This is a genomic window from Bradyrhizobium sp. 482_C4_N1_8 (assembly GCF_052075965.1).
In the GTDB taxonomy this organism is placed as follows: domain Bacteria; phylum Pseudomonadota; class Alphaproteobacteria; order Rhizobiales; family Xanthobacteraceae; genus Bradyrhizobium; species Bradyrhizobium barranii.
In genome coordinates, this window is sequence record NZ_CP197231.1 from 7,425,831 (window position 1) to 7,442,446 (window position 16,616).

The following is a 16,616-nucleotide window of genomic DNA, read 5'->3' on the forward strand; positions in this document are numbered from 1 at the left end:
CGAATCTACAGTACGCCACGAAAGATCTTCAGACACGCCGGGGCGGCGTGATCAGGTCGACCGGCTTCACGCTGGAGTAGGCGCCATGGAAGTCATACTGCTCGGCACCGGCGGCCCACGCCCGGACCCGCGCCGCATGGCGACGACCACGCTGATCAGGCTTGGCGAGGAGAATATCCTGTTCGACGCGGGCCGCGGCGTCATGGTGCAGCTCCACAAGGCCGGCGTGCCGCTCGGCGCCATCAACACGGTCTTTCTCACCCATCACCACTTCGACCACATCGGCGACCTCTACGATGTGATGTTGAATTCGTGGATGCATGGGCGCAAGGACGATCTGCGCATCTACGGTCCGCCCGATACCGAACGGCTCGTCAACACGCTGATCACACAGGTCTACGACAAGGACATCGCCTGGCGGGATCAGGGCGAGCCGACCTTTGGGGGATGGAAGCCGGTCGTCGCGACGGACATCATTCCCGGCCCCGTCCTCGACACCGGTCGCTGGAAGATCAGCGCCGAGCTCGTTTCACATGGCGACGGTCTCGACATGTCGCCGGCGTTTCTCGCGCGCTGGATGTGTCTCGGCTTCCGCTTCGAAGCCGAGGGCAAGGTCATAGCGATCTCCGGCGACACGGTCCCCTGCCCCGGTCTCGAGCGGCTGGCACAGGGAGCCGACCTGCTGGTCCAGTGCTGCTTTCTCGCGACGCCTGAGATCACCAACGACCACTTCCGCCGGCTCGCGAAATATACGCTCGCCTGCGGCGATACGGTCGGCAAGGTTGCCGCCAAGGCCGGCGTCAAGAAGCTCGCGCTGACCCATCACCGGCCGCGCACTGACGATTCCATGCTGAACGCGTTGCTCGCGGACGTCCGCCGAGACTACGCAGGTCCCGTCGTGCTCGGCGAGGACCTCACGCGGATCGAGGTCTGAGAGCCACAGGCACGCGAAGGCCTGCCTCAGGACGACCCGACCTCGATCCGGTACGACAGTTCTTCGTTCGCGCCGGCCGCAATGTGCATCAGACCCGGCTTGTCGCTGAACTCGCCTTCGAAACCGACGGGACTGGCATAGCCGCGCCAGGGCTCGATGCAGAGAAACGGCGCGCCTGTCGGTTTCGACCAGACGCCGAGTTCGCGAAAGCCGCGCCATGACATTTTGAGCCAGGGCCCGGCCCCCTGCCCGGCCGCATAGCGGACCGCATGGCTGTTGACGGGGTCGAGGATGACGGCGTCATTGGTGAACAGGGATTCCGACAAAGGAAGCACGGTGCCTCTGACGGGGCTCGGATCCGTTGCCGCGAGCAGGAGTCCGCCCTCGACACGGCGAACCGGAGACGGCTCCTCGTTCGTGAACGTCAGCGCGTAGCTCTCCTTCGACATTCCAGGCTGAAGCGGCCAGTTGAAGGCGGGATGGCCACCGAGCGACACCGGCAATGTCTCCTTGCCGGTGTTCACGACCGTGAGCGAGAGATCGAGACCAGCGTCGTCGATCGCGTAGGTGGCCGTCAGGCGAAATGCGAACGGATAGAGCGCGCGCGTTGTCTCGCTGTCTTCGAGCGCCAGCGCGCAACGGTTCTCGCCGCGCTCTACCCACGCGAACCGGCTGTCGCGCGCAAAACCGTGCTGGGTCATCCGGTAGGTCTTGCCCCGGTGCCGCATTTCGTCATTGGCGAGACGCCCGACGATCGGAAACAGCAGCGGCGCGTGGCGTGGCCAGGCCGGCCCCGCCTGCCAGACAAATTCGACACCGCTGCCGTCCTTCAACGAGCACAGCTCGGCGCCGTGTGCCTTGATGGTCGCGGTGAGCCCGCCACTTCGGATCGTGTGCGTGTCGTCGGTCATGACAATCTCCATCGCGGCAACGAGGCCAAACGCGGCGACCTGATGCGACCGGATCATATCGCATCAGAAACGATTTCGCCCGCCCCAGGATGAGGCGGGCGAAGCCGAACTTCAAACGACTGGCTTAAGCCTGGGACGATCGCCCGATGCTCTCGTAGGTGAAGCCGGCGGCTCGCATCTCTTCGGGCGGGTAGATGTTGCGGAGATCGACCACGACGGGCTGGGTCATGGCCGCCTTCAGCCGGCCGAGATCGAGCGCGCGGAACTGCACCCATTCGGTGACGATGACGAGCGCATCGGCGCCTTGCGCGCAGGAATAGGCGTCCTCGCAATAGGTGATGTTCGGCAACTCACCCTTGGCCTGTTCCATGCCGACGGGATCGAAGGCCTTGACCGTCGCGCCCATGTCGATCAGGCCGGTGACGAGCGGAATCGACGGCGCATCGCGCATGTCGTCGGTATCGGGCTTGAAGGTGAGGCCGAGCACGGCGATGGTCTTGCCGCGCAAGCTACCGCCGAGCGCCTGGCTGACCTTGCGCGCCATCGCGCGCTTGCGGTTCTCGTTGACGGCCAGCACGGATTCGACGATGCGCAAGCTCACGTCATAGTCCTGCGCGATCTTGATCAGCGCCTTGGTGTCCTTCGGGAAGCAGGAGCCGCCGAAGCCGGGACCCGCGTGCAGGAACTTGGTGCCGATGCGGTTGTCCAGGCCAATGCCGCGCGCGACCTCCTGGACGTTGGCGCCGACCTTTTCCGAGAGGTCCGCGATCTCGTTGATGAAGGTGATCTTGGTCGCGAGGAACGCGTTCGCGGCGTATTTGATCATCTCGGCGGTGCGGCGCGCCGTGAACATCAGCGGGGCCTGGTTCAGCGACAGCGGGCGATAGACGTCGCCCATCACCTTGCGGCCGCGCTCGTCGGAGGTGCCGACGACGACGCGGTCGGGATACTTGAAGTCGCGGATCGCCGCGCCCTCGCGCAGGAATTCGGGGTTGGAGGCGACGACGACGTCGGCCGCAGGGTTGGTCTCGCGGATGATGCGCTCGACCTCGTCGCCGGTGCCGACCGGGACGGTCGACTTGGTCACGACGACGGTGAAGCCCGACAGCGACTGCGCGATCTCGCGCGCGGCGGCGTAGACATAGGACAGATCGGCGTGACCGTCGCCGCGGCGCGAGGGGGTGCCGACCGCGATGAAGACGGCATCGGCGTCCGCGACCGGCTTCGACAAATCGGTGGTGAAGTCGAGCCGCTTGGCCTTCACATTGGTCGCGACCAGCTCGTCGAGGCCGGGCTCGTAGATCGGAATCTCGCCGCGATGAAGCGCCGCGATCTTCTTCTCGTCCTTGTCGACGCAGGTGACGTCGTGACCGAAATCCGCAAAGCAGGCGCCGGACACCAGTCCCACATAGCCCGTTCCGATCATCGCGATTCGCATGAAAAACTCTTTCCGTTGAAGACGGATGTTCCACTGAACACCCTAGACCATTTCTGTATCCGGCCGCACGCCCAACATTAGGGCAGGTTGCTTCGCGAACCGAATAAACCTTAACCGCCGCGCGTGACAGGCGTTGCGGTCATCTCCTGAAATACGCGACATGCATTGGTTGCATTCTACGTATGCGACAGATACGCCGCGTAAGCGCGTCTCACGCCGTCCTCGAGCGAGGTCGTGGCGCGCCAGCCGAGCTTGGCGAGACGGCTGACGTCGAGCAGCTTGCGCGGCGTGCCATCGGGACGCGAGGTGTCGAAGCCGATCTCGCCGCCGTAACCGACGATGTCGGCCACGACCCGCGCGAACTCGGCGATGGTGATGTCCTCGCCGGTGCCGATGTTGACCAGCTCCGCGCTCGAATAGGTCTTCATCAGGTGCACGCAGGCATCCGCCATGTCGTCGACATAGAGGAACTCGCGCCGCGGCGTGCCGGTGCCCCACACGATGACGCTCTTTGCGCCTGCGACTTTTGCCTCATGGAAACGCCGGATCAGGGCGGCGACGACGTGGCTCAATTCAGGGTGATAATTGTCGCCGGGACCGTACAGATTGGTCGGCATCACGCTGATGAAGTCGCTGCCATACTGGCTGCGATAGGCCTCCGCCATCTTGATGCCGGCGATCTTGGCGATCGCATAGGGCTCATTGGTCGGCTCCAGCGGGCCTGATAGCACCGAATCCTCGCGCAAGGGCTGCGGCGCCAGCTTCGGATAGATGCAGGACGAGCCCAGAAACATCAGCTTCTCGGCGCCGTTGAGATGCGCGGCCTGGATCACGTTCGCGGCAATCGCGATGTTGTCGTAGATGAACTCGGCACGCAGCGTGTTGTTGGCGACGATGCCGCCGACCTTGGCCGCGGCGAGGAAGATCACTTGCGGCCGCGCTTTCACGAACCAGTCGAACACGGCGGCCTGGTTGCAGAGATCGACCTCGCGCCGGTCGACCGTGACGAGGTTGACGTCCTCCCGCGCCAGCCGGCGCACCAGCGCGGCTCCGACCATGCCGCGATGGCCGGCGACATAGACGGTCTTTCCCCTCAGCTCAAACGGTGCGTTTGCCACTGGCCGCATCCCGCTTTGCCTCCGCCAGGTCGCTTGCCATCATCTCCTCGACGAGCTGGGCGAAGCTGCGCTTCGGCGTCCAGCCGAGCACCTCGCGCGCCTTGCTGGCGTCGCCGACGAGGAGATCGACCTCGGTCGGACGGAAATAGGTCGGATCGATCTTCACCACGGGCTTGCCGCTCGTCTCATCGACGCCGGTCTCCTCGACGCCCTTGCCGCGCCATGCGATGCGGCGGCCGACATGGGCAAAGGACAGCTCGACCATCTCGCGCACCGAGCGCATCTCGCCGGTGGCAAGCACGAAGTCGTCGGGCTTGTCGGCCTGCAGGATCCTGTGCATGCCCTCGACATAGTCCCTGGCATGGCCCCAGTCGCGCTTGGCTTCGAGATTGCCGAGATAGAGCGTCTGTTCCAACCCGACCTCGATACGCGCGACGCCGCGGGTGATCTTGCGGGTCACAAAGGTCTCGCCGCGGATCGGACTCTCGTGGTTGAACAGGATGCCGTTGCTGGCGAACATGCCGTAGGCTTCGCGGTAGTTCACCGTGATCCAGTAGCCGTAGAGCTTGGCGACGCCATAGGGCGAGCGCGGATAGAACGGCGTCGTCTCCTTCTGCGGGATCTCCTGCACCAGGCCGTAGAGCTCGGAGGTCGAGGCCTGGTAGAACCGCGTCTCCTTCTCCATGCCGAGGATGCGGATCGCTTCCAACAGGCGCAGCACGCCGATGGCGTCGGCGTTGGCGGTGTATTCCGGGCTCTCGAAGCTGACGGCGACGTGGCTTTGAGCTGCGAGATTGTAGATCTCGGTCGGCCGGATCTGCTGCACCAGACGGATCAGATTGGTCGAGTCCGTCATGTCGCCGTAATGCATCAGGAACGGCACGTTGCCGACATGCGGGTCCTGGTAGAGGTGATCGACGCGCGCGGTGTTGAACGAGGACGAGCGCCGCTTGATGCCGTGCACGACATAGCCGAGCGACAGCAAATATTCGGCGAGATAGGCGCCGTCCTGACCGGTCACGCCGGTGATGAGAGCGATCCGCTCAGCCATGGGCCCGCGCCTGGTTCGGGGTCAAAGAGGTTCAGAGGGACGGGATAACCACCGTTCGCGCCCGCTGACAAGGCCGCCGGCGGTCAAAAGCGCAAGAACCAGCGCAAGAACCGGCTTAAGAGCCGGCATTCCCGGGCGACACGCAGGTGCCGTCGCCCGCGGGATCAGACGCCGTGGTACTTCCGATACCATTCGACGAAGCGGCCGAGGCCATCCGCGATCGACGTGGACGGCGAGAAGCCGACGTCGCGCTGGAGCGCGGAAATGTCGGCGCGCGTCTCCAGGACGTCGCCGGCCTGCATCGGCAACAGCTGACGGATCGCCGGCTTGCCGATGATCTTCTCGAGCGTCTCGACGAACTCCATCAGGTTGACCGACCTGTTGTTGCCGATGTTGTAGACGCGATACGGCGCATAGCTCGACGAATTTTCCGGCCGCTCGGCATTCCACGCGGGATTCGGCGCCGCGGGCCGATCGAGGGTGCGGATCACCCCTTCGACGATGTCGTCGACATAGGTGAAGTCGCGCCACATGTCGCCTTTATTGAAAATCCTGATCGGCTCATTCGCGAAGATCGCGCGCGTGAACAGATAGGCGGCCATGTCGGGCCGGCCCCACGGGCCGTAGACGGTGAAGAAGCGAAGCCCGGTCACCGGCAGCTTGTGAACATGCGCAAAGGTATGCGCCATCAGCTCGTTGGCTTTCTTGCTTGCGGCGTAAAGGCTGACCGGATGGTTCACCGAATGCTCGGTCGAATACGGCAAGGTGCGGTTGGCGCCATACACCGAACTCGACGAGGCGTAGACGAGATGCGCCAGACCATGGCGCCGGCCGGCTTCGAGCACGGTGACAAAGCCGTCACAATTGGCCCGGATGCTGGTGATGGGATCGTCGATCGACGCGCGCACGCCGGGCTGCGCCGCCAGATGCACGACGCGATCGGGCGAGACCTCGTCGAAGACGCGCGTCACTGCGGCGAAGTCTGCGAGATCGATCTTGTGGAATTTGAACCCTGGATGGTGTTCGAGCGTTGCGAGACGCGCACGCTTCAGCGCGGGATCGTAATACGGAGTGATTGCATCGATGCCGACGACCTGCTCGCCACGTGCCAACAGCCGTTCACAAACATGCATTCCGATAAAGCCGGCAGCACCGGTAACGATCACTGGCCGCAAAGTTGTCATCTCGTTCATTCCGCGGAGCATTGCCAGACCAGGACATGAGAGGCAAGGTTTGGACAGTCACGACAATCATCAAATCAGTCGGCCCATGTAAGCGCATCGAAATGTGTAGGAAACATGATGGCGTCATGCACGATCGCATGCTATCCGCCTGCAAGGATGCTCGGACGATAGCGCCACATGTGCTAGACGTCATAGAACGTATATTCGGCGCCTGATGCTCAGTCTTCGAGCATTGTTCGCGCAAGAACCCGCAAAGAAAAAGATCGACTTTGAAACTCTCCATCAACGGCAGGTTCCTGTCACAATCGCTCACGGGCGTGCAGCGCTACGCCGCCGAGATCGTCAAGGCGATGGACCGCTTGCTCGCGAGCGGAGAGGCCCCGCGACAACTGCTGGATGCAGAGTGGCAAATCCTTGCGCCGCCGAATGCGCAGACGCTTCCAGGTCTTCGCCGCATCGCCATCAAGCAGATCGGATCTTTGCAGGGGCACGCGTGGGACCAGATCGATCTGGCGCGCGCCGCGGCCGGCACCCGTCTCGTCAGTCTCGCCAATTCCGGCCCCGTACTCCACCGCGACCATCTCGTCGTGATTCACGACGCGCAGGTTTTCCGGCGGCCGGACTTCTTCAGCTGGCGCTACCTCGCCCTGCACCGGACGCTCGGCCATCTGCTGGCGCGCACGGCAACGATCGCAACAGTTTCGGCGTTTTCACGCAACGAACTTGCCGAGGTGCTGTCGCTGGATCCGGCTTCGATCCCCGTCATTGCGAACAGCGCGGAACATTTTGCGACCGTCGCGCCCGACTTCTCGATCATCGACAAGCTGCGTCTTGCGCCCCATCAATTCTTCCTCTTCGTCGGCTCGATGACGAAGAACAAGAATGTCGATACGGCCATTCGCGCCGCCGAGCAGCTTGGCCGCGCCGACTTTCCGCTGGTCGTGGTCGGAGGCGATAACAGCAAAGTGTTCGGAGGCGCGGCCACGGAATCGAGGTCCGGCGTTGTCATCGCCGGGCGCCTGAAGGACGAGGAGATTGCCGCGCTGTTCTCCCAGGCCGCCGCGTTCGTGTTTCCGAGCCTTTATGAGGGATTCGGCGTGCCTCCCCTTGAGGCGATGTTCTTCGCCTGTCCGGTGATCGCGAGTTCCGCCGATGCCGTGCGCGAGACCTGCAACGATGCCGCCGTCTATTTCGATCCGCTCGACGCGGACGAGCTGTCGGCGCGGATGCGCGAAAGAATTGAACTCGGCAGGATATCGCCGGCGGAACAGGAGAAGCAGCGGCAGCGCCTTATGACATATTCCTGGGCCAAGTCCGCCGCAGCGATGCTCGAATTCCTCGCCAAACCGGCATCCCGATCCACATCCGACCGTGCGAAACAATGACGCGGCCCGATTATTGCTGCTTAGCGAGGTTAGACGTGCGCCTGCAAGATCCGGCGTCTCCAGTATCTGGCGCCTTCAAGACAAGGAAGGAATGACCGTTGTCCAGCGGCCTGAAGATTCTGCATGTCGCCGAAACGGTCCGTGGCGGCATCGCGACCTACCTCAACGAGCTGCATCCGCACCAGAGCGCGAGCTTCGGCCCCGGCAACGTCAACTATGTCGTTCCCTCCGACCATCGCAGCGACCTGGTGAACATCGAGGACGACGCGGTCACCACGTTTCCGCGCGACGGACGCAACGCGGTCGGCCTGTTTCGCATGCTGTTTGCAACCATGCGCGCGGTCCGGCAGCTTCGTCCTGACGTCATCCACCTGCACTCGTCGTTCGCCGGGCTCGTGGTGCGCCCGGTGCTCTGGCTCACCTATCGGCGCTCGCGCATCGTCTATTGCCCGCACGGCTGGGCCTTCGGCCGCGAAACCGGCCGCCTCAGCCGCGAGGTGACGAAGTTCACCGAGCTCGTGCTGTCGAAATTCACCCATCGCATCGTCTGCATCTCGGAAAGCGAGCAGGCCGACGCCAAGCAGGTCGGAATCGCGGCGAATCGCCTGGTTCTTGTGCACAACGGGATTTCCAAGCAGCGTCCTGCGCTCGACAAGGGCGCAGCGCAATGGCGGTCGGAGAAGATCAAGGTCCTCTTCATCGGGCGCCTCGACCGTCAGAAGGGCTACGATCTCCTGATCGAGGCGGCGCGCGCACTCGGAGACAAGCTCGACGTGCGCCTGATCGGCGCCTCGGTCGTCAGCAAATTCCGCAGAAGCGATCTGCCCGCCAACGTCTCTTTTCTGGGCTGGATGAACCGCAACCAGATCGAGGCCGAGCTCGACCAGGCCGACATGGTCGCGATTCCCTCGCGCTGGGAGGCGTTTGGCCTGGTCGCAATCGAGGCGATGCGGGCGGCCAAGCCGATCATTGCCTTCCGCATCGGCGCCCTGCCCGAAATCGTCGAAGACAATGCGACGGGCGTGCTGTGCGACGAAGTCTCGGCCGAAAAGCTGGTTGAAGGTTTCCAACGCGCAACCAGGCTCGACCTGGCTGCGGTCGGCCGTGCCGGATATGAGCGTTTCACCCGCCTCTACGACATCGAACAGACCCACCGCACGCTCAGTCAGGTTTATGCCGACGTCGTGCATGTGCGGATGAGCGAATCCGGGCAGCAGGCGAAGTTGCAGTCCGATTTCCCGAACAATCTGCGATCGTAGCGACCGGCTGATCAGGCCAGCCGGCGGGCATCGCCCTGCGCGAACTCGCCGTCATTCACGCGTTTATCGGAGAACGACCAAGCAATGGCCGATGCGACGATCATCGCGCAGGTGAGAAAGCCGGCCGCGAACAGCAGTGATCCGGTGTGCAACATCGTCTTCGCCTTCCTTTTGTTTGGCCGACCACTAGCCGGATCAGGATTAGGAAGACCTTACGGACGCCAGCGTGACGCCAGCTTCCAAATCTAAGCGTTAACGGAGGTGGAATCCCGTCGCAGAAACATTGGTCCGATGCCCCGGCGAGAACGTCCGCTCGGGCGCGATGCCCGCCGCAGGACGACGAAAACACAACGCAGAATCACTCAGGACGGGATCCAACACTTGAAGTTTATGGCGATGTCATCTCGCGACAATGCCGTCGCATCTGCATGTCCGTCGCCGCACGCTGCTCATTGGTTCGATCGCAGTCTCAATCGTGACATCGATCTGACACGTGTATGTATGGTTTGCGAACTGCTTATTTAAGAGGATGTTCCGCACAAATTTTGGACAGAGATTTCGGCGTGTATCCACGTTCACAAGTGGCAATAAGGTCACAGCCACAAGTGCTTTACCATAAAGTCGAAGACGTAGCAGTGACTCCGCAGCACGGGATTTGTACGGTGATTCCGATTTTAGATGAGTGCGAGGGAATAGTGGTGGCTAAGACCGAACGTTTTGATTTTGATTTCGGTATTAGCCGAATCCTGGCCGTTGCTGCGATCAGCTTCTCCTTGGCGGGTTGCGGTAGCTTCATTCCGTTAGACGCTCCTGATGCCGTCGCAACGCAAACAAATGCGGCGCTGATCACCGAGCCGAGCGCGCCGCTGGCCTATGCCCTGATGCCGGTCAATCCGGCGATCCTGCAGGCGACCAACGCGTTCACGGACTCCGCCGGAATGGTGTTCTCCCGCCTTCCCGGCGGCAACTACCGCGACGTCACCATCGGCATCGGCGACATCGTCACCGTGACCGTGTATGAAGCGCAGGCAGGCGGCCTGTTCATTCCGCGCGAAGCAGGCGTGCGGCCGGGCAACTTCGTCGACATTCCGCGCCAGCAGGTCGACCAGTCCGGCAACATCAACATCCCCTACGCCGGATCGATCAAGGTCGCAGGGCTGACGCCGCGCGCCGTGTCGAACATCATCCGCGAGCGTCTCAAGGACCGCGCCATCGACCCGCAGGCCGTCGTGAGCGTGGCGGAACAGCGCGGCAACCAGATCAGCGTGCTCGGCGAAGTCAACTCGCCGCTCCGCTTCCCGGTCGATCCGGGCGGGATTCGCCTGATGGGCGCGATCGCGCGCGCCGGCGGCCCGAAATATCCGTCCTACGAGAGCACGATCACGATCAAGCGCGAGGGCCGCACCTACAGCGAGACGATGTCCTCGGTCGTGCACAACCCCAACGAGGACGCGCTGCTCGCTCCAGGCGACGTCGTCTTCTTGACCCGCATTCCGCGCGTCTACATGGTGTTCGGTTCGACGCCGTCTCCGGGATCGATCGGCGGCACCAACAACCGTCGTTTCACGTTCGAGAACGACAACATGTCGCTGGCTGAAGCCATCGCGAAGGCAGGCGGTCTCGACGGCGCCCGTGCGGACTCCAAGTCGATCTACGTCTACCGTTTCGAGCCCAAGCCGCTGCTGGAGAGGATCGGCATCGCCGTATCCCAGTTCCCGACCAAGTCGGTCCCTGCCGTCTACAAGTTCGACATGAGCAAGCCGGACGGCTGGTTCCAGGCGGATACGTTCAGGATGCGCGATCACGACGTGATCTCGGTGGCGGAATCGCCGTCGATCGAATTCATCAAGCTCATGGCCCCGCTGAACGCGGCAACCGCCAACGCGGACAACATCAGCTCGGTGGTCGTGAACTCCAAATAGCCCAACTCAGCGCGCTCAATGACGAGCGTGCAGACAAGGCGGCCCTACCCCATTGGGGCCACAGAAGAGTATTAGCCTTGTCGGGTTGACGCGAGCAGGAGTGGACACGAGCGTGACCGAGCAAAACAGGAAACGCGCCCTGCGTCGTTTCCGGATGTTGATGTGCGGGCTCTGCGTCGCGGCCGGCCTCTCATATCCTGCAGACGCACAGAACGCGCAGCCGCTCGATCAGCGCTTCCTGCTGGGCGTCGGCACGCACCAGGGCCTCGGCGGCGTCACCAGCGCCCGCGGCTATGTGCCCGCGACCGCCATCAAGCAGATGAAGGAGCTGGGGGTCACCTCGTTCCGCGACGACTTCCCTTGGTCGGATTTCGAGCTGCCCGGCAAGCGGCTCGGCTTCAATGCCCTGAACGGCCGCCTCGAGACCCAGATCAGGTCCGGCGTCGGAATCCCGCTGCTCATTCTCGGGACCGGCCATCATCTCGTCCCGAATTCCGATCCGCCGACGACCGACGAAGCGCGCCAAAGATTCGTCACCTATGCCGCGGCAGCCGCGCAAGCGGTCGCATCGCGGCAGCCGATCTTCGAGTTGTGGAACGAGTACAATCTCAGAGCGCGCGCGGAGCCGCTGTTCACCGTCGAAAATTATGTGACGCTCGCCCGATCGGTGCAGCCCGCGGTCAAGCAGGCGGTGCCGTCCGCGCCTTTCGTGGTCGGAGCGCTGGGCGACGATCCCGGCTGGAAATGGACCGACGCCCTGCTGAAGACCGACCTGCTTCGTATCGCGGACGGGATGTCCATTCACATCTACAACCATTGCCTGTCACCGGCCGGGCGGACCGCAGCCGAGGCGATCGAACGGCTGCAAAATCTTCATCAACGCGTCGCACAGGCGACCGGCAATCCCGACTATCCGATCTATCTGACCGAAACGGGCTGGCCGACACCAAGCGCGAAATGCGGCGTGACCGAGCAGCTTGCCGCCGACAACATGGCGCAGATCATCCTCTGGGCCTCGACCGCCGGTCCCTGGCTCAAGGGGATATGGCTCTACGAGCTGAAGGACAGTGGGACGAAGCCTGGTGAACTGGAGGACAATTTCGGCATTTATCATTTCGACAATTCGCCGAAGCCTGCCGTGTGTTCCATTCGCGAAAGCTGGGCCTTCATCCGCACCAGCTTGAAGGCAACGCGAACCACGCCGGCGCCCGGCGTCGTGCAGATTCGCAGTGACAGTGGATCGGAAACGAAACTCGCGCTTTGGTCGGAGACTGCGTCGAAGCGCTTCGAAGTTCGATTAAAAAATGCGGAACCGAATGCCGAGATCAGATATGTATGTCAGCAAGCGCCGGGCCCTGCCGCCGGCGCCTGGACGGCGTTATCGACAACGCCGTTGCTTGTCAGCGTCAAGGGCACGGCCGTGCCGGATTTCGAGATCCGGCCATCGAACTGACGCTGCGGCGGGCTGCTAATCCGAGGCTATCCTTGAAAATACTGATCGTTAACACGCTCTATCCGCCCGAGATCATCGGGGGCGCCGAAGTGTCTGTGTCGCTGCTCGCGGAGGCGTTCGTCCAGCGCGGCCATCAGGTGTCGGTGGTCTGCCTTCAGAAGAAGCAGGAACGCACGATCGACGAACTCAAGGGCGTGCGCGTATACCGCGTGCCGATAGACAACGATTACTGGCCGTTCGGCAACGACAGGAAGCCCTCCTCGGTCCAGCGCCTGAAGTGGCATCTCAAGGACACATGGAATCGCAAATCCGCGGCGCGGTTCGCCGAAATTCTCGAGATCGAGAAGCCCGACGTCGTCCACACCAACAACCTCACGGGCTTCTCGGTCTCGCTGTGGTCGGAAGCCAGGCGGCGCAGCATCAGGATCGTGCACACCCTGCGCGACTATTCCCTGCTCTGCAAACGCTCGACGCTGTTTCGGGGCGATGCGACATGCGCGCAGCGCTGCACCGTCTGCGCCGCCATGACGTCGCCTTATCTGCTGGCCTCGCGTATGGTCGATGCGGTGGTCTCGAACAGCCAATTCGTGCTCGACCAGCACACCAGGCTGAAATATTTCCCCGGCACCGATGGCCGCGTCATCTTCAACATCGCCGATCCAAGCTCCGTGGTGCCGTCACCAGCTTCGAGCTCGGATGATCTGATATTCGGGTTCATCGGGCGGCTCGAGGCTGAAAAAGGTATCGAGGTAGTCCTCAAGGCGGCCGAGCAGCTTCCCGACGAGGGCTGGCAACTGAAAATCGCAGGAAAAGGGCTTGAGGATTACGTGCGGGGGCTAAAAAGCCGCAGCGGAAAGAAGATCGAATGGCTTGGCTTTGCCAAGGCAGCTGAATTCTATGCCAGCATCGACGTCTGCCTGGTGAGTTCGGTCTGGCCGGAGCCGCTGCCGCGCACGTTGATCGAAAGCATCAACGCCGGCCGGGCGACGATTTGCTCGACGGCCGGTGGGATTCCCGAGATCGCGGGGTTTTCCAATATGGTTGGGTCCTACGAGCCCAGCGATCATAGGCGACTGGGAGAATTGATGCTGAAGGCCGTCAACGAAAGGTCACACTGGAAAGTCTCCCGGCCTCCGCAGCCAGGATTCGCCGAGAGGTTTTCGGCGGATTCAGTGACAGGACAATATTTGGACGTCTATTTGAACAACAATCGAACCAACCGGCAATAAGCCGAAACGGAGATTTCAGCAAAGCCATTTGGCAGGATAGCTGGACAGACCTTTTCGATGAAGATCCTTATCACGTCATCCCTCTATCCAACGCCATTGGCACCGAAGGTGGTCGGGGGCGCGGAAACGTTCGTCCGCCGCCTCGCCGAGACCCTGGTCGGGCAGAACGACGGCGTGGAAGTGATACGTGCCGCGTCCGCATCGAACCAGCAGATGGAGACCTGCAACGGCATCGACGTGTATTCGGCGCCCGTACACAACATCTATTTCCCTTTCGCCAAGCAGCACAGTTCGCCGGTGCGCGGCATCTGGCACGCGATCGAGGACTGGCAGACAATGTCGGAGCTCGTTGCGGCGCGCATCAAGGCCTTCAAGCCTGACATCCTGCACTCGAACAATCTCTCCGGCCTGACGACCGCGGTGTGGCGGACCGCCGCCGAGCTCGGCATTCCGGTCCTGCACACGCTTCACGACTATTATCTCACCTGCCCGCGCTGCTCGCGCTTCTCGGACGGACATGCCTGCGAATCGAGCTGCATGAGCTGTCAGATCCTGACCCTTCGCCGTCGCGGGGCGACGCGACATCTGGATGCCGTCGTCGGCGTCAGCCAGCGCATTCTCGACATCCATACCCAGCTCGGCCTGTTCACGCAGACACCGCTGAAGATCGTCATTCGAAACGCCTCGACCGCCGACGTCGGCAACGCAGACACCGCGATGGTCGACGGCACCGTCACGTTCGGCTTCATCGGACGCCTGACCGAAGAGAAGGGCATCTACAATCTCGTGCGCGCCATCGCGACGATTCCGCCTGACCGGTTTCGGCTCGTCATCGCAGGCCACACAACCGAGAGCCAGCAGAAGCAGCTCAAGGCGCTCGCTCCGAATGCACGGATCGAATTTCTCGGCTTCGTACAGCCGAAGCAGTTTTACGAACAGGTGAACGTGGTGGTCGTCCCCTCGGTCTGGGAAGATCCCTGCCCGCTCGTCGTCGCCGACGCGCAGGCCGCCTGCAAACCCCTGCTCGGCACGCCGTTCGGCGGCATTCAGGAGGCGATCAAGCCTGGCGTGACCGGCTGGCTGACGTCGCCCGATCCCGCCTCGATCGCCAAGAGCATTTCGGCGATCATCGAAGCGCCGCAGCAGATCGTGGAGATGAGCGAGCGATTGAAGTCCGGCATCGACAAATGGGTTTTTGACGACGTCGTCGCCGGCTATCGCAACGTCTACGACGAGCTCACGCGCGGCCGCGGCACGCCTCGCACATAGCCGAAGCTGACGCAGATGCCGCCAATGGCCCTCAACCATCCCGCCATGTTCTTTCTCACGCATTGCCAGACATGATCAGCCTGCTCGCATTCGGCAGCTATATCTACCAGAGTGCGTCCGCGATCATTCTGATCTTCGCCGTCAGCCATATCCTCTCGCCGGCCCAGTACACCTCGTTCTCGCTGGCGCTGGCGACGAGCCAGTTGTTCTGCGTCTTCGTGTTCGAATGGCTGCAACTGGCCGGCGTTCGTTTCCTCGCCGCAGCTTCCGGAGAAGAGGCCGCGCGCCTGCGGTTCTCGCTGTTCAGCGCCGGGCTGCTCAGCGCGCTGGTGCTGCTGCTCGTCGGCGGCGTGGCGGGACTGCTGGGCACGCTCGAGACGAGCGTCGTCGCCCTCGCGCTGGCGATGGCCGTGCTGCAAGGCGCCACCGACCTCTATTTCATGATCGTCCGCGTGTCCGACCGGCTGGGGACCGCGTCCGTCCTCCTGATCCTGCGTGCCAGCGTGCTTCTGGCCGGCGCCGTCGCCGGCGCGCTGCTCCACGGCACGGCTGCAGCGACGCTGTGCGGCATGGCCGCGAGCTACGGCGCGGTGCTTCTCCTGAGCCTGGTCGTGCATCGCACCTCGCTACGGCGCGCGTCGCGGCACGCCATGCTAACCGATTGGGGCAATTTCTGCCGCTACGGCATCATGGCTGCGGCCGCCTCCGTCATTCATCTCTCCGTACCCGTCACCTTGCGCCTGATCGTGATCGCCACGCTCGGCCGGGCGTCGACCGGAGCGGCCGGCTTCTCGATGGCGATCGACCTTCTGCAACGACCGTTCTCGGTCCTGGTGGCCGCCATTCACACCGTCTGCTATCCCAATGTCGTGGTCCAGTTCGAGCGCGGCGTCGACGGCGAAGCGCGCAAGGCCACCGCCCGCATGCTCGAATTCATCCTCTGCGCGACGATCGTGATGCTGGGCGGGCTGATCGGCCTCCTGCCCGACGCGGCGCATCTGTTCGTGCCCGCCGATCTGCTGGTCGATTTCCTCAACGCGGCGCCGGTCGCGGCGATCTTCTACTTCCTCCACACCCACCTTCAGGCCACGCTCGCGATCGTGCCACATCTGACCAAATCGGCGACGAGGCTGGTGGTCGTCGCCGCGTGCCAGCTGCTGCTGGTGTCGGCGGCGTCCTCGATCGGCGCGTTGTTGCACATATCGGTGGCGGGACAGATCGCGAGCGCGGCCTTGGCCACCGCCCTCATCATCCTCTTCGCCAGCGGTCCGCTGATCCGGTTCAGGGCGGCGCCAAAGGTGTTGCTGATCCTGGAAGCGACCGTCGCGGCCGCCGCGATCGCGATGCTCGCGGCAGCTCCGTCGGACTCCCTGACCTGGCTCGCGGGAAAGATCGTCTTTGCCGGCCTCGCCGTCGTTCTGGTGACGTGGCGAGGCGATCTGCTGGCCTCGGCACGCAGTTAA

General features: G+C 63.0%; 14 protein-coding genes. 8 read left to right on the forward strand and 6 right to left on the reverse strand.

Annotated features, from left to right (window positions below; genetic code table 11):
• Window positions 1-85 precede the first annotated feature (85 nt).
• On the forward strand, window positions 86-934 hold the full coding sequence (locus AB7Z56_RS35215) for an MBL fold metallo-hydrolase (protein ID WP_063979729.1): 849 nt from the start codon (window positions 86-88) through the stop codon (window positions 932-934).
• 26 nt (window positions 935-960) lie between these two features.
• On the opposite strand, the gene AB7Z56_RS35220 is transcribed toward AB7Z56_RS35215, so the two are convergent.
• From AB7Z56_RS35220 to AB7Z56_RS35240, 5 genes are all read right to left on the reverse strand, one after another.
• Window positions 961-1,845 (reverse strand): aldose 1-epimerase family protein, encoded by an 885-nt coding sequence (locus AB7Z56_RS35220; protein ID WP_063979737.1) that lies wholly within the window; start codon window positions 1,843-1,845, stop codon window positions 961-963.
• Between the two features lie 124 nt (window positions 1,846-1,969).
• On the reverse strand, window positions 1,970-3,283 hold the full coding sequence (locus tag AB7Z56_RS35225; protein WP_441256749.1) for a UDP-glucose dehydrogenase family protein: 1,314 nt from the start codon (window positions 3,281-3,283) through the stop codon (window positions 1,970-1,972).
• 176 nt (window positions 3,284-3,459) lie between these two features.
• The gene (gene fcl / locus AB7Z56_RS35230) at window positions 3,460-4,401 is read right to left on the reverse strand and encodes a GDP-L-fucose synthase (RefSeq protein ID WP_063979724.1); all 942 of its coding nucleotides are present in this window, start codon (window positions 4,399-4,401) and stop codon (window positions 3,460-3,462) included.
• On the reverse strand, window positions 4,382-5,452 hold the full coding sequence (gene gmd / locus AB7Z56_RS35235; protein ID WP_063979719.1) for a GDP-mannose 4,6-dehydratase: 1,071 nt from the start codon (window positions 5,450-5,452) through the stop codon (window positions 4,382-4,384). Before gmd ends, fcl begins: the two co-directional genes overlap by 20 nt.
• Before the next feature lie 164 nt (window positions 5,453-5,616).
• Window positions 5,617-6,636: an NAD-dependent epimerase gene (locus AB7Z56_RS35240; RefSeq protein ID WP_038960118.1), complete on the reverse strand. Its 1,020-nt coding sequence runs from the start codon at window positions 6,634-6,636 to the stop codon at window positions 5,617-5,619.
• Window positions 6,637-6,905: 269 nt separating this feature from the next.
• Between AB7Z56_RS35240 and AB7Z56_RS35245 the strand changes: the two genes are divergently transcribed.
• Entirely contained in the window at window positions 6,906-8,021 is a 1,116-nt protein-coding gene (locus AB7Z56_RS35245) for a glycosyltransferase family 4 protein (RefSeq protein WP_063979720.1), read from the forward strand.
• A gap of 98 nt (window positions 8,022-8,119) precedes the next feature.
• A complete protein-coding gene (locus AB7Z56_RS35250) occupies window positions 8,120-9,280 on the forward strand; it encodes a glycosyltransferase (protein WP_081369340.1) in 1,161 nt (386 codons plus the stop codon).
• A gap of 11 nt (window positions 9,281-9,291) precedes the next feature.
• Here AB7Z56_RS35250 and AB7Z56_RS35255 read toward each other — a convergent pair whose 3' ends face one another.
• Window positions 9,292-9,435: a hypothetical protein gene (locus AB7Z56_RS35255; protein ID WP_166084269.1), complete on the reverse strand. Its 144-nt coding sequence runs from the start codon at window positions 9,433-9,435 to the stop codon at window positions 9,292-9,294.
• 543 nt (window positions 9,436-9,978) lie between these two features.
• Here AB7Z56_RS35255 and AB7Z56_RS35260 point away from each other — a divergent pair.
• From AB7Z56_RS35260 to AB7Z56_RS35280, 5 genes are all read left to right on the forward strand, one after another.
• Window positions 9,979-11,202, forward strand: a complete 1,224-nt coding sequence (locus tag AB7Z56_RS35260; protein WP_245328408.1) for a polysaccharide biosynthesis/export family protein — start codon at window positions 9,979-9,981, stop codon at window positions 11,200-11,202.
• Between the two features lie 160 nt (window positions 11,203-11,362).
• A complete protein-coding gene (locus tag AB7Z56_RS35265) occupies window positions 11,363-12,655 on the forward strand; it encodes a hypothetical protein (RefSeq protein WP_063979727.1) in 1,293 nt (430 codons plus the stop codon).
• On the forward strand, window positions 12,538-13,884 hold the full coding sequence (locus tag AB7Z56_RS35270; RefSeq protein WP_245328409.1) for a glycosyltransferase family 4 protein: 1,347 nt from the start codon (window positions 12,538-12,540) through the stop codon (window positions 13,882-13,884). Before AB7Z56_RS35265 ends, AB7Z56_RS35270 begins: the two co-directional genes overlap by 118 nt.
• A gap of 57 nt (window positions 13,885-13,941) precedes the next feature.
• Window positions 13,942-15,153, forward strand: a complete 1,212-nt coding sequence (locus AB7Z56_RS35275) for a glycosyltransferase family 4 protein (protein ID WP_166350071.1) — start codon at window positions 13,942-13,944, stop codon at window positions 15,151-15,153.
• A 71-nt stretch (window positions 15,154-15,224) separates the two neighbouring features.
• Window positions 15,225-16,616 (forward strand): hypothetical protein, encoded by a 1,392-nt coding sequence (locus tag AB7Z56_RS35280; protein WP_063979723.1) that lies wholly within the window; start codon window positions 15,225-15,227, stop codon window positions 16,614-16,616.

What these genes read in the sequence shown, in the direction of transcription:
- AB7Z56_RS35215 (WP_063979729.1), top strand. Translation starts at nt 86, where the DNA reads ATGGAAGTCATACTGCTCGGCACCGGCGGCCCACGCCCGGACCCGCGC.
- AB7Z56_RS35220 (WP_063979737.1), bottom strand. Translation starts at nt 1,845, where the DNA reads ATGACCGACGACACGCACACGATCCGAAGTGGCGGGCTCACCGCGACC.
- AB7Z56_RS35225 (WP_441256749.1), bottom strand. Translation starts at nt 3,283, where the DNA reads ATGCGAATCGCGATGATCGGAACGGGCTATGTGGGACTGGTGTCCGGC.
- gmd (WP_063979719.1), bottom strand. Translation starts at nt 5,452, where the DNA reads ATGGCTGAGCGGATCGCTCTCATCACCGGCGTGACCGGTCAGGACGGC.
- AB7Z56_RS35240 (WP_038960118.1), bottom strand. Translation starts at nt 6,636, where the DNA reads ATGACAACTTTGCGGCCAGTGATCGTTACCGGTGCTGCCGGCTTTATC.
- AB7Z56_RS35255 (WP_166084269.1), bottom strand. Translation starts at nt 9,435, where the DNA reads ATGTTGCACACCGGATCACTGCTGTTCGCGGCCGGCTTTCTCACCTGC.
- AB7Z56_RS35265 (WP_063979727.1), top strand. Translation starts at nt 11,363, where the DNA reads ATGTGCGGGCTCTGCGTCGCGGCCGGCCTCTCATATCCTGCAGACGCA.
- AB7Z56_RS35270 (WP_245328409.1), top strand. Translation starts at nt 12,538, where the DNA reads ATGTCAGCAAGCGCCGGGCCCTGCCGCCGGCGCCTGGACGGCGTTATC.
- AB7Z56_RS35275 (WP_166350071.1), top strand. Translation starts at nt 13,942, where the DNA reads ATGAAGATCCTTATCACGTCATCCCTCTATCCAACGCCATTGGCACCG.
- AB7Z56_RS35280 (WP_063979723.1), top strand. Translation starts at nt 15,225, where the DNA reads ATGATCAGCCTGCTCGCATTCGGCAGCTATATCTACCAGAGTGCGTCC.